This is a genomic window from Telluria sp. ZT3P39 (assembly GCF_059685935.1).
In genome coordinates, this window is sequence record NZ_JCASIH010000001.1 from 59,436 (window position 1) to 72,460 (window position 13,025).

Here is a 13,025-nt window from a genome sequence, read left to right on the forward strand (position 1 = left end):
CGAAGGCGGGAAGGGAGACGACAGTCCCCTTCCCGCCTTGTCGCATGGAGAACCGATGATCGCTTTCGTTTATCCGCTGGTATTGCTGGCGGCGCTGTACACGGCTGCGGCACAGGCCGCGCCCTATATTCCGGCCAGCGGCCAGCAGGTGTTGGAGCGCCTGCCCGGCGGCCTGCAACCCGCGCAGCGCGAACTGGCGCGCCTGCGCGCCGAACTCACGACCAATCCCAATGACTTGTCCCGCGCGACCGACCTCGCGCGGCGCTATATCGAACAAGCGCGCCGCGATGGCGATCCGCGCTATCTCGGCTATGCGCAGGCGGCGCTGGCGCCCTGGTGGAATGCCGCGCGCGCCAAGGCCCCGGCGGACGTGCTGGTGCTGCGCGCGACGCTCAGCCAGAGCACCCATTCTTTCGAGGCCGCCCTGGCCGACCTCGACGAAGTCGTGCGGCGCGATGCCGGCAATGCCCAGGCATGGCTCACGCGCGCGACCATCCAGCTCGTCACCGGCGACTACGCGGGTGCGCGCACCAGTTGCGCACGGCTCTACGGCAAGTCGCTCGACCTCGTGGTGCAGACCTGCCTGGCCTCGGTCGGCAGCGTGAGCGGCACTGCCGGCGCCAGCTACGAGCGCCTGCGCCGGGTACTGGCGGCGCGTGTCGATTCCCCGGCGCCGCTGCGCGCCTGGACCGCCACCTTGCTGGGTGAAATGGCCGAACGTCTCGGCAAGCATGCCGCCGCCGAAGCGCATTTCCGCGAGGCCTTGGCGGCCGACCCGCAGGACAGCTATCTGCTGGCGGCCTACGCCGACTTCCTGCTCGAGCGCGGCCGCGCGAACGACGTGCTGCGCCTGCTGGCCGACCGCACCCTGGCCGACGCCCTGCTGCTGCGCTATGCGATCGCGCTGAACGCGGCCGGCTCGCCCGAGGCCTTGCGCCACACGGCCGCGCTGCGTGCCCGCTTCGAAGCTGCGCGCCGGCGCGGCGACGTCGTGCACCGGCGCGAGGAAGCGCGCTTCGCCCTGGCCCTGGACGGCAACCCGGCGGGCGCCGTGCGCCTGGCAAAACTCAACTGGGCGGTGCAGAAGGAACCGGCCGACCTGCGCATCCTCGCACAGGCCGCCGCCGGCAGCGGCGACGCCGAAGCCGCGCGCCTGGTGCGCGACTGGGTGCGCCGCCACGCGCTGGAAGACCGTACGCTCGACGCCACCTTGCGCAGGCTGGGAGCAAGCGCATGAAGCATGTGTGCTCCTTGCTGTTGACTGCCCTGGTGCTGCTGTGCAGCCAGAGCGCGCATGCCCACAAGGCCAGCGACAGCTACCTGAACCTGGAAGTGCGCGGCCAGCAGATCGAAGGCCGCTGGGACATCGCGCTGCGCGACCTCGAGATGGCCGTCGGCCTGGACGGCAATGGCGACGGCGCCCTGACCTGGGACGAAGTACGCGCCCGCCACGGGGCCATCGCCGCCTATGCGCTGGCCCGCCTGAAGCTCGCCAGCGACGGCAGCGCCTGCCCGCTGCAGGTGACCCGCCAACTGGTCGACACGCACACCGACGGCGCCTATACCGTCCTGATGCTTGCCGGGAGTTGCGGCGCCGAAGTGGCGAGTCTGAGCATCGACTACAGCCTGCTGGCCGACATCGACCCGCAGCACAAGGGCCTGCTCGCGCTGCGCCATGGCGCGGCGACCTCCACCGCGATCTTCGGTCCCGACCGGGCGCACCAGGAGTTGCGCCTGGCCGATCCGTCGGCCGGCCGCCAGTTCCTCGACTACCTCAAGCACGGCGCCTGGCATATCTGGATCGGCTTCGACCACATCCTGTTCCTGCTTTCGCTGCTGCTGCCCGCGGTGCTGGTCTGGCGCGACAAGGCCTGGCATGGACGCGAGGGCCTGCGCGCCAGCGCCATCGAGGTGGTCCGCATCGTCACCGCCTTCACGCTGGCCCATTCGATCACGCTCACCCTGGCCTCGCTCGGCGTCGTCAGCCTGCCCTCGCAGCTGGTCGAGTCGGCCATCGCCGCCTCGGTGATCGTGGCGGCGCTGAACAACGTCTGGCCGATCGTGCACCGTGGGCGGGCCTGGTTTGCCTTCGGCTTCGGCCTGCTGCACGGCTTCGGTTTTGCCAGCGTGCTGGCCGGCCTCGGCCTGCCGCAGGAAGCGCTGCTGCTGTCGCTGGTGGGCTTCAACGTCGGCGTCGAGCTGGGCCAGCTGGCCATCGTCGCGGCCTTCCTGCCCCTGGCCTACCTGCTGCGCCACGGCCAGTTCTACCGGCGCGCCGTGATGGTCGGGGGGTCGTTTGTCATCGCCTTGCTGGCCGGCGTCTGGCTGGCCGAACGCGCCTTCGACCTGCGATTGCTGGCGTGAGGATCGATGCTTGCGCCACCAGTCCAGTATCCGGATACTCCCTGTAGAGCTTTCAAAACTACAAGGAGACAATATGGTGGGACGCAAGAACACGCTGGTGCTGGCGGCTTATGCAGCAAGCATGACGCTGGCCGCGGTATCGGCCCAGGCCCAGGATGCGCAGGCGATTTCCCGGATCGAAAACGGCCTGCGACCGGCGGTCGCGATCCAGGGCGAGAAGATCGCCACCCGCAGCCTGGCCGGCGAGATGCAGCGCCTGCACGTGCCGGGCCTGAGCGTGGCCGTGATCAGGGGCGGCAAGGTCGCCTGGGCCAAGGGCTACGGCGTGACGCAGGCAGGTGGCGCGCCGGTCACGGCCCAGACCCTGTTCCAGGCGGCCTCGATCAGCAAACCGCTCACCGCGATGGGCGCGCTGACGATGGCCGAAGCGGGCCAGTTCGACCTTGACGCCGACATCAACACCGTCCTCACCAGCTGGAAGCTGCCGGCCGGCGTCGCCAAGCGCCCGGTCAGCCTGCGCCAGCTGCTCTCGCACACTGCGGGCACCACGGTCTCGGGTTTCCGCGGTTATGCGGCGGGCGCGCAGCTGCCGACCCTGCTCCAGGTCCTGGAGGGAGCGGCGCCTGCCAATAACGGACCGGTGCGGGTCGAGACGGCGCCCGGCGCAGCCTGGAATTATTCCGGCGGCGGCTACAGCGTGGTGCAGCAGGCCATGGTCGACCGCTCGGGCCGCCCGTTCGATGCCTTGATGAGCGACACGGTATTGAAGCCACTGGGCATGGCGGACAGCAGCTTCGCCCAGCCCTTGCCGGCCGCCCTGCTGGCGCGCGCGGCGCTGCCGCACGATGGCGCCGGTGTGGCGGTGAGCGGCGGCCCCCATACCCACCCAGAACTGGCGGCGGCGGGCCTGTGGAGCACCCCGACCGACCTGGCGAAGTTTGCGCTCGCGGTGCAGCGGGGCGCCGCCGGCGCCGACGGCATCCTGTCCGCGGCCATGACCCGCACCATGCTGCGCCCGGCGATGAACAACTACGGGCTCGGCCTGGAGATCGACGGCAAGGCGCCGCGGCACGCCTTCGGCCACGGCGGCCACAACATGGGCTACCAGAATTCGCTCTACGCATACGTGCAGGGCGGAGACGGCGCGGTGGTCATGACCAATGGCGATAACGGGACCGAAGTCGCGCAGGGCCTGATCCGCGCGATCGCTGCCGAAAACCGCTGGCCGACCTACCAGACCATCCAGCGCAAGGCCATTACCCTGCCGGCGGCCACCCGCAGCATGCTGGCCGGCCGCTACGAGATCAAGGATCTCGGCGGCTTCGAGATCGCCGATCGCGCGGGCACGTTGATGATCGCGCTGCGCGATAACCAGTGGGAGCCGCTGTACGCGGAATCGGCGCGCAGGCTGTTCGTGCTGTCGCGCGAGCTCGACCTGCACATGGAGAGCAAGGGCGGACGGCTGGTGAGCGGGTCCTTCGACGTGGCGTTCAAGCGGGCGCCTTGATGCCGCAGGGCCGGGAGCTCACTGCGAATGCACCCGGCGCTACAATGGCATTTTTCCCCAGGGCTGCCCTCACCATGCTTACGCCAGAACAGCGCGCACGCTACCAGCGCGACGGTTTCCTCGTCATCCCCGGCTTCAAGAGCCTTGATGAGATCGCCCTACTCCGCCGCCGCGCGGAGGAAATCGTCGAGGCCTTCGACCCGAGCGAATCCCGTGCCATCTTCACGACGAAAGACCAGGCCCGCGCCAGCGACGACTGGTTCCTCGGTTCGGACAACACGGTGCGCTGCTTCTTCGAAGAAGAAGCCTTCGGTGCGGACGGCCAGCTGCGCCAGGCCAAGTCGCTGTCGATCAACAAGATCGGCCATGCCATGCACGACCACGACCCGGTGTTCGCGGCCTTCACGCGCGACCCGAAACTGGCGAGCGTCGCACGCGACCTGGGCCTTGAGCAGCCGCAGGTCTGGCAGTCGATGTACATCTTCAAGCAGCCCGGCATCGGCGGCGAAGTGCGCTGGCACCAGGACGCCACCTTCTTCGACAGCGATCCGATCACGGTCACCACCTTCTGGTTCGCGCTGGAAGACGCGACCATCGACAACGGCTGCCTGTGGGCCGAACCCGGCGGCCACCGCGGCCCCTTGCGCGAACGCTTCCTGCGCGATGGCGACCGCGTCACGATGGAAAAACTCAATGCCACGCCCTGGCCGGATGACAGCACCGCGATACCGCTCGAGGCCAAAGCCGGCACGCTGGTGTGCTTCCACGGCCTGCTGCCGCACTACAGCGCACCGAACCGCTCGCCGGTGTCGCGCCATGCCTTCACGCTGCATGCGACCGATGCGTCCTCTACCTACTCGCCGCGCAACTGGATCCAGCGCGATGCGGGCTTTCCGGTGCGTGGGTTCTTGAACAATTCGGAGTAGTGCTCAGGGAATCGTAGGACTGTTCCTACATTACTCTACGGGGGAGTCTTATATTGATGCTTCCACAATGAACGTACCATGAGAACGTCTCGCTTTTGACCCGCAAGGCGAGCCAAAACCCCTATTCCGCTGCATTGGACGCTCATGTTGGATACCAAGCCTGGTTATGCCCTGAACCTGATGCACGAGGTCGCATCGGTCGCCACCTTGCAGGGCTCCGGCTCGCTCAGTGTCCGTCTTGTCGACGTCAGCGTGGCACGGGTGCGTTTCGTCAGCTCGGCAAAGCTCGATAGCCTCCCGTCCGACCAGCTGAGCATGCGCTTTACCTTGCCCGGCAATCCACGGCTGCATTTCGCCATGGTGAAGTTGTCGGCGGCGATCACCCATGAGCCGACCGCTTCCTGCTACGAAGCGGAGTTCGTGCGTACCGATCCCAAGACCGTCGACCACATCATGGCCTTCCTCGACTCGGCCGCGCAGGCAGGAAAAGACGGGAGCCAGTACCTGGCATCCTGCCATTCGCCGTCCGCGAATCTCGGCTCGTAAGACCCTCTCCCGCAAGATCGAACCTCGCCGCCACCTCTTCCCCGTATCCCTGGCAGCTCCCCTGCCGTCCGGCGCCTTCCGTACGCCGCGACCCATATGCACCATGTATCAGGTTTTTTACAAATCCACCGAGCAATGCCGAAGGGGGAAAGCTAGAATACTTTTCTTATTCTAAATAAAATATCAGGGGAATCATGATACGTTTGCCCATCGGGCTGGCCGCGCTATGCCTCAGCGCCTCCGTTTTCGCCGCCGCACCTTTCGACGATAAATTCCGCCAGCTCGACGAGCTGCTACCCACTCCGGGTAGCGTGCGCACCGCGTCGGGCGCGCCGGGACAGGCCTACTGGCAGCAGCGTGCCGACTACACGATGCGCGCCACGCTCGATGAAGCCAAACGGGCCATCACCGGTTCGGGCACGGTCACGTACCACAACAATTCCCCCGATACCCTCAAATACCTCTGGCTGCAGCTCGACCAGAACATCTACAACCGCAATTCGGATGCACGCACCTCGGCGGCCCTGCCTTCGCGCGACGCCTGGGCCCAGGCCAAGACGCCTGAAACGGGCGTGAAGTTCGACGCGCTGCGCACCCTGCTGGAGGCGGGCACCTTCGACGGCGGCTTCAAGGTCAGCAATGTGCGCGACAGCGGCGGCCGTCCGCTGAAATACGTCATCAACCGCACCATGATGCGGATCGACCTGCCGCAGCCCCTGAAGCCGGGCGCGCGCGTGTCGTTCAGCCTGGACTGGAACTACAACATCAACGAGCAGAAGGTGCTCGGCGGCCGTTCGGGCTACGAGAAGTTCGACGACAAGAACGACCTGTTCGAGATCGCCCAGTGGTTCCCGCGCATGGCGGCCTACTACGACGTCTACGGCTGGCAGCACAAGCAGTTCCTCGGCGCCGGCGAGTTCACGCTGGAATTCGGCGACTACGACGTGCAGATCACGGTCCCCTCCGACCACATCGTCGCCTCCACCGGCGAGCTGCAGAATCCGGGCGAAGTGCTGAGCGCCGCCCAGCGCGACCGCCTGCGCCAGGCGCGCACGGCGAAGAAGCCGGTCATCATCGTGACCCAGGCGGAAGCCGAAGCCGCGGAAAAATCGCGCGCCACCACTTCCAGGACCTGGCATTTCAAGGCGAAGAACGTGCGCGATTTCGCCTTCGCCTCGAGCCGCAAGTTCATCTGGGATGCGCAAGGGATCAAGTCGGGCGACACCGACGTGATGGCGATGTCCTACTACCCGAAGGAAGGCAACCCGCTGTGGGAGCGTTATTCGACCCAGGCGATCATCCACACCATCGAGCAGTACAACAAGTATTCCTTCGACTATCCCTACCCGACCTCGATTTCGGTGAACGGCCCGGTGGGCGGCATGGAGTACCCGATGATCACGTTTAACGGTCCGCGTCCGGTGAAGGACAAGAAGACCGGTGAGCTGACCTATTCGAAGCGCACCAAGTACGGCCTGATCGGCGTGATCATCCACGAAGTGGGCCACAACTACTTCCCGATGATCGTCAACTCGGACGAGCGCCAGTGGACCTGGATGGACGAGGGCCTGAACTCCTTCGTGCAGTCGATGGCCCAGGAAGCATGGGAAGAGAACTGGGACGAGATGCGCGGCGATCCGCGCACGATCGTGAACTACATGCGCAGCGCCAACCAGGTGCCGATCATGACGAACTCGGAGTCGCTGCTCCAGTTCGGCAACAACGCCTATGCCAAGCCGGCCGCCGCGCTGAACATCCTGCGCGAGACGGTGCTGGGACGCGAGCTGTTCGACTTCGCCTTCAAGGAATATGCGCAGCGCTGGAAGTTCAAGCGTCCGACCCCGGCCGACTTCTTCCGCACCATGGAAGATGCTTCGGGCACGGACCTCGACTGGTTCTGGCGCGGCTGGTTCTACACCACCGACGCGGTGGACGTGAGCGTGGACGGCATCAGCGAATACACGATCAGCAGCAAGGATCCGGAAGTCGAGAAAGCCTGGGCGCGCGCGCGCAAACAGGCCGAGCCGATCTCGATCACCGACCAGCGCAACAAGGGCATGCCGCGCCGCGTCGATGCGCATCCCGAACTGAAGGACTTCTACAACGAGAACGACGACTTCACCGTCACCAACAAGGACCGCAACAAGTTCAATGAGACGGTGCAAGAGCTCGAAGACTGGGAAAAGGCGCTGCTCAAGGAAGGCAAGCACCTGTACCTGGTCGACTTCTCGAACAAGGGCGGCCTCGTGACCCCGCTGGTGGTCCAGATCGAAACGAAGAGCGGCAAGAAGTACATCGAGCGTATCCCGGCCGAAGTGTGGCGTTATTCGCCACAGCAGGTGACCAAGCTGTTCATCACGGACGAGCCGATCGTGAGCCTGGTGCAGGACCCGTACTGGGAAACCGCGGACATCAACCAGGACAACAACGCCTGGCCGCGCAAGGCAAGCCCGTCGCGCCTGGAGCTGTTCAAGACCGAGCGTGACCCGGCCACGGGCAACCTGATGCGCGACTTCAATACCAAGCTCAAGACGCCTGGCCAGAAGGACGAAGCGCCGAAGTCGGAGTAAGCCTTGGTTCAATGCGCGGGGGACTCGTAGGGTGGGCGGGTCCTCCCGCCCGCGCGTTCAAATCACCGTCGCGGACCAACAACGCGCTTCAATCCGCGAACGCTTGTTGAACGCGCGGGCAGGAAACCTGCCCACCCTACGGTTTTACCGATTACTCCCCTTCCGTATTAAATTCCGCATGAAAATCAAACACCTGCAGGCGAGTCTAGCCGCCCTCATCCTCGCCAGCGCTGCACACGCCGCACCGGCATTCGACGACAAGTTCCGCCAGCTCGACGAATTGCTGCCGACGCCGAACGAGACCCGCACCGCCTCCGGCGCGCCGGGCCACCGCTACTGGCAGCAGCGCGCCGACTACCGCCTGCGCGCCACCCTGGACGAAACGAAGCGTTCCGTCAGCGGTTCGGGCACCATCACCTACACCAACCATTCGCCGGACACGCTTGCCTACCTGTGGGTGCAGCTCGACCAGAACATGTTCCGAGGCGATTCGGACAACCGCCGCATCTCCACCCTGCCCTCGCGCGAAGCCTGGCAAGCGCGTGGCAACGACGGCGTGAAATTCGACACCCTGAAGGCCACGCTGGAACAGCAGCGCTTCGACGGCGGCATCCAGGTCACCGGCGTGACCAGCAGCGACGGCCGCGCCCTGCGCCATACGGTCAACAAGACCATGATGCGGATCGACCTGCCGCAGCCGCTTGAATCCGGCGCGCGCCTGTCCTTCAACCTGGCGTGGACCATCAACATCCCCGAAGCGAACGTCGTCGGCCGCCGTACCGGCTACGAGAAGTTCGATGACGGCAACGACATCTACCTGGCTGCGCAGTGGTTCCCGCGCATGGCGGCCTATTACGACGCCAAGGGTTGGCAGAACAAGCAATACATGGGCGACGGCGAGTTCACGCTGGAGTTCGGCGACTACGATGTGCAGCTGACCGTCCCGGCCGACCACGTGGTCGCTTCGACCGGCGAGCTGCAGAATCCGGAGGCGGTGCTCACCGCCACCCAGCGCGACCGCCTGCGCCAGGCACGTACCGCGAACAAACCGGTCGTCATCGTCACCCAGCGCGAAGCCGAAACCGCCGAAAAGGGGCGCGCGAAGGCGACCAGGACCTGGCACTTCAAGGCCAGGGACGTACGCGACTTCGCTTTTGCCTCGAGCCGCAAGTTCATCTGGGACGCCCAGGGCGTCAAGAGCGGCGACAAGGACGTGCTGGCGATGTCCTATTACCCGAAGGAAGGCAACCCGCTGTGGGAGCGCTATTCGACCGCCGCCGTGATCCACACCCTCGAGCAGTACAACAAATACTCCTTCGACTACCCCTACCCGACCGCGATTTCCGTGAACGGCTCGATCGGCGGCATGGAATACCCGATGATCTCGTTCAATGCCGGACGCCCGGTCAAGGACAAGAAGACCGGCGAACTGACCTATGCGAAGAATACCAAGTACGGCCTGATCAGCGTGATCATCCATGAAGTGGGCCACAACTACTTCCCGATGATCGTCAACTCGGACGAGCGCCAGTGGACCTGGATGGACGAGGGCATGAACAGCTTCCTGCAGTTCCTGGCCGAGGAAGCCTGGGAAGAGGATTACCCCTCGCGCCGCGGCGAAGCGCGCAACATCGTCGACTACATGCGCAGCACCAATCAGGTGCCGGTCATGACCAATGCCGAATCGACCCTCCAGCGCGGCAACAACGCCTATGCCAAGCCGGCGGCGGCGCTCAACGTGCTGCGCGAGACGGTGCTGGGGCGCGAGCTGTTCGACTTCGCCTTCAAGGAATACGCGCAGCGCTGGAAGTTCAAGCGTCCGACCCCGGCCGACTTCTTCCGCACCATGGAAGATGCTTCGGGCACGGACCTCGACTGGTTCTGGCGCGGCTGGTTCTACACCACCGATGCGGTGGACGTGAGCGTGGACGGCATCAGCGAATACACGATCAGCAGCAAGGATCCGGAAGTCGAAAAGGCCTGGCAGCGCGCGCGCAAACAGGCCGAACCCATCTCGATCACCGACCAGCGCAACAAGGGCATGCCGCGCCGCGTCGATGCGCATCCCGAACTGAAGGACTTCTACAACGAGAACGACGACTTCACCGTCACCAACAAGGACCGCAACAAGTTCAACGAGACGGTGCAAGAGCTCGAAGACTGGGAAAAGGCGCTGCTCAAGGAAGGCAAGCACCTGTACCTGGTGGACTTTTCGAACAAGGGCGGGCTGGTGACGCCGCTGGTGGTCGAAATCGAAACCAGGAGCGGCAAGAAAACCATCGAGCGCATTCCGGCGGAAGTGTGGCGCTATTCGCCGAAACAGGTGACCAAGCTGTTCATCACCGACGAGCCGATCGTCAGCCTGGTGCAGGACCCGTACTGGGAAACTGCGGACATCAACCAGGACAACAACGCCTGGCCGCGCAAGGCGACACCGTCGCGCTTGGAGCTGTTCAAGACCGAGCGTGATCCGGCCACGGGCAATTTGATGCGCGACTTCCGCACGCCACTGAAAAAACCAGCTGAAAAGAAGGCGACGCCATGATGCGCGGTTTCAAGGTCTGGCTGGCCGCCGCGCTGCTGTGCGCAAGCAGCGCAGCGGGCGCGCACCGCTTCCACACCGGGATCACCGAGCTGGCGTTCAACCCGCGCACGGGCAGCACCGAGATCGTCCATACCTACATGGCGCACGATGTCGAGGCGCTGCTCATGAACACCTATGGGCGCCAGTTCGACCTGCTCGACCCGGAAGACCAGGCCGTGCTGCGCAAGTACGTCGAGGCCCAGTTCGCGCTCAAGGGCGCGGACGGTGCGCGCCTGCCGGTGCGCTGGGTTGGCATGACGGCCGATTCGCAGAGCGTCGTCATCTACCAGGAGCTCGAGAACGCGCCATTGTCGAAGACCGCCGTCATCCGCCAGGGCGTGCTGGTCGATTTCCTGCCCGGCCAGGTGAACACCGTCAATTTCAACAATTTAGGTACAATCCGTTCATTGACATTTACACAAGCCGCGCTCGAGCAGCCGGCCCATCCCACCGCCCAATGACCCTCCGCCCGCTGCCGTTCGCCATCGCCGCACTGTGCTTCCAGACCTCGGCGATCGCCGACGATTTCGTGCTGCAGCGCGTGCTGGTGGAAGGTGCACGCGCCAACCAGATCGGCCTCACCGACTCCGCCAGTTCCGGCAGCGTCGGCGCGAAGGAGCTGCAGAAGCTGACCGTGTACCGGCCGGGCGAGCTGCTGGAGGCCACGCCGGGCCTGATCGCCAGCCAGCACAGCGGCGAAGGCAAGGCCAACCAGTTCTACCTGCGCGGCTTCAACCTGGACCACGGCACCGACCTCGCCACCTGGGTCGACGGCATGCCCGTCAACCAGCGCAGCCATGCGCATGGCCAGGGCTGGACCGACCTGAATTTCCTGATTCCCGAAGTCGTGACCCGCCTGGACTACCGCAAGGGCCCCTATTCGGCCGCGGAAGGCGATTTTTCCTCTGCCGGCAAGGCCTCGATTGCCTATGCCAACAGGCTGGTGGCGCCGATGGCGTCGATCACGCTCGGCTCGGACAATTATGCGCGCACGGTCGTCGCGGCTTCGCCGGAAGCGGCCGGCGGCAGCCTGCTCTACGCACTCGAACTGCTCAAGAATGACGGCCCGTGGACCCGCCCGGACGGCTACCGCAAGATCAATGCCGTACTGCGCTACAGCCGCGGCTATGCGAACAACGGCTGGCACGTGGCGGCGATGCACTATCGCGGCCACTGGAACGCCACCGACCAGGTCCCGCTGCGCGCCGTCGCCGGCGGCCGGCTGGGCCGCTTCGACGCACTCGACCTGAGCGATGGCGGCGAAGCCCAGCGCAGCAGCCTATCCGGCGCCTGGCGCCGCACCACCCAGGAGACGGCGACCAGCGTGAGCGCCTATGTCATCCGCAACCGCCTCGACCTGTATTCGAACTTCACGTATTTCTTGAACGACCCGGTCAATGGCGACCAGTTCAACCAGCCCGACCGCCGCGTGACCACGGGCCTGGACGCCAGCCATACCTGGCATGCGTACGGCAAGGGCGCGGTCAGCTCGGACATGACCGTCGGCCTGCAGGCGCAGAACGACAACATCTTCAACGGCCTGTACGACACGCGTGCGCGCCAACGGCTGGCCACCACCCGCGAAGACCATGTCACCGAGGGGAGCATGTCCCTGTTCGTGGAGAACGCCACCAAATGGAGCGAAGCGCTGCGCACCGTGGTGGGTGTGCGCGCGAACGCCTACCGCTTCCGCGTCGACGGCGACCGTCCGGAGAACGCCGGACGGTCCAGCGATTCGCTCGCCACGCCCGCGCTGAGCATCGCCTACGGGCCGTGGAAGTCGACTGAGCTCTACTTCAACTACGGGCACGGCTTCCACAGCAACGATGCGCGCGGCACCGTCGCCAGCGTCGATCCGAAGACGCTTGAAGCGGTCGAGCGTACGCCCGGGCTGGTGCGCTCGCGCGGCATGGAGCTGGGCCTGCGCACGGTGGCGATCCCGAAGATGGACACCACGCTGTCGCTGTACCGGCTCGACTTCGATTCGGAGCTGCGCTATGTCGGCGACGCCGGCACCACCGAAGCGGGCGACCCGAGCCGCCGCTTCGGCATCGAGCTGTCGAACAACTACCGCGTCAACAAGTGGGTGTCGGTCAACCTTGATGCGGCCTATGCGCATGCGCGCTCGCGCGGCGCCAACCCGGCCGGCGAGCGCATTCCAGGCGCAGTCGAAGGCGTGGCCCAGCTGGGGCTGAGCGTGGAGCGCGCGGGACCGTGGTCGGGCGCGCTGCGCCTGCGCTATTTCGGTCCGCGTCCGCTGGCCGAGGACGACAGCGTGCGCTCGCATGCCAGCGTCACGCTCAATGGCCGGGTGGGCTACCGGATCGGCAAGGACCTGCGCCTGGAACTGGAAGGCTTCAACCTGGGCAACCGGCGCGACTCGGCGATCGACTACTACTATGCCTCGCGCCTGGCGGGCGAAAGCGGGGCCACCGACGACATCCATTTCCATCCGATCGAGCCGCGCTCCTTCCGCCTTACCCTCGTCAAGAATTGGTAGGGGTCAGGCCGGGGGCGTGGAAAAATGC

9 protein-coding genes are annotated in these 13,025 nt (G+C 65.6%); all 9 read left to right on the plus strand.

The window, feature by feature from the left end:
- Window positions 1-55 precede the first annotated feature (55 nt).
- The 9 genes from AC56LR_RS00225 (at window position 56) to AC56LR_RS00265 (ending at window position 12,997) form a co-directional block, all read left to right on the plus strand.
- On the plus strand, window positions 56-1,237 hold the full coding sequence (locus AC56LR_RS00225) for a tetratricopeptide repeat protein (RefSeq protein ID WP_497126153.1): 1,182 nt from the start codon (window positions 56-58) through the stop codon (window positions 1,235-1,237).
- On the plus strand, window positions 1,234-2,364 hold the full coding sequence (locus AC56LR_RS00230) for a HupE/UreJ family protein (protein WP_497126155.1): 1,131 nt from the start codon (window positions 1,234-1,236) through the stop codon (window positions 2,362-2,364). Before AC56LR_RS00225 ends, AC56LR_RS00230 begins: the two co-directional genes overlap by 4 nt.
- A gap of 73 nt (window positions 2,365-2,437) precedes the next feature.
- Window positions 2,438-3,871, plus strand: a complete 1,434-nt coding sequence (locus AC56LR_RS00235; protein WP_497126158.1) for a serine hydrolase domain-containing protein — start codon at window positions 2,438-2,440, stop codon at window positions 3,869-3,871.
- Between the two features lie 44 nt (window positions 3,872-3,915).
- A complete protein-coding gene (locus AC56LR_RS00240) occupies window positions 3,916-4,797 on the plus strand; it encodes a phytanoyl-CoA dioxygenase family protein (protein ID WP_497126161.1) in 882 nt (293 codons plus the stop codon).
- Between the two features lie 144 nt (window positions 4,798-4,941).
- Complete coding sequence (locus AC56LR_RS00245) at window positions 4,942-5,343, plus strand: PilZ domain-containing protein (protein ID WP_497126163.1); 402 nt, start codon at window positions 4,942-4,944, stop codon at window positions 5,341-5,343.
- Between the two features lie 194 nt (window positions 5,344-5,537).
- Window positions 5,538-7,913, plus strand: a complete 2,376-nt coding sequence (locus AC56LR_RS00250) for a M1 family metallopeptidase (RefSeq protein WP_497126165.1) — start codon at window positions 5,538-5,540, stop codon at window positions 7,911-7,913.
- 178 nt (window positions 7,914-8,091) lie between these two features.
- Window positions 8,092-10,458, plus strand: coding sequence for a M1 family metallopeptidase (locus AC56LR_RS00255; RefSeq protein WP_497126167.1), 2,367 nt, complete (start codon window positions 8,092-8,094; stop codon window positions 10,456-10,458).
- Complete coding sequence (locus tag AC56LR_RS00260; RefSeq protein WP_497126169.1) at window positions 10,455-10,958, plus strand: DUF6702 family protein; 504 nt, start codon at window positions 10,455-10,457, stop codon at window positions 10,956-10,958. Before AC56LR_RS00255 ends, AC56LR_RS00260 begins: the two co-directional genes overlap by 4 nt.
- Window positions 10,955-12,997 carry a TonB-dependent receptor gene (locus AC56LR_RS00265; protein ID WP_497126172.1) on the plus strand — a complete coding sequence of 681 codons (2,043 nt, stop codon included), beginning with the start codon at window positions 10,955-10,957 and terminating at the stop codon, window positions 12,995-12,997. The genes AC56LR_RS00260 and AC56LR_RS00265 overlap by 4 nt, the downstream gene beginning before the upstream one ends.
- The last annotated feature ends 28 nt before the right edge of the window (window positions 12,998-13,025 follow it).

Coding starts and splice junctions, on each gene's coding strand:
- AC56LR_RS00230 (WP_497126155.1), top strand. CDS start 1,234: ATGAAGCATGTGTGCTCCTTGCTGTTGACTGCCCTGGTGCTGCTGTGC.
- AC56LR_RS00245 (WP_497126163.1), top strand. CDS start 4,942: ATGTTGGATACCAAGCCTGGTTATGCCCTGAACCTGATGCACGAGGTC.
- AC56LR_RS00260 (WP_497126169.1), top strand. CDS start 10,455: ATGATGCGCGGTTTCAAGGTCTGGCTGGCCGCCGCGCTGCTGTGCGCA.
- AC56LR_RS00265 (WP_497126172.1), top strand. CDS start 10,955: ATGACCCTCCGCCCGCTGCCGTTCGCCATCGCCGCACTGTGCTTCCAG.
- AC56LR_RS00255 (WP_497126167.1), top strand. CDS start 8,092: ATGAAAATCAAACACCTGCAGGCGAGTCTAGCCGCCCTCATCCTCGCC.
- AC56LR_RS00225 (WP_497126153.1), top strand. CDS start 56: ATGATCGCTTTCGTTTATCCGCTGGTATTGCTGGCGGCGCTGTACACG.
- AC56LR_RS00240 (WP_497126161.1), top strand. CDS start 3,916: ATGGCATTTTTCCCCAGGGCTGCCCTCACCATGCTTACGCCAGAACAG.
- AC56LR_RS00235 (WP_497126158.1), top strand. CDS start 2,438: ATGGTGGGACGCAAGAACACGCTGGTGCTGGCGGCTTATGCAGCAAGC.
- AC56LR_RS00250 (WP_497126165.1), top strand. CDS start 5,538: ATGATACGTTTGCCCATCGGGCTGGCCGCGCTATGCCTCAGCGCCTCC.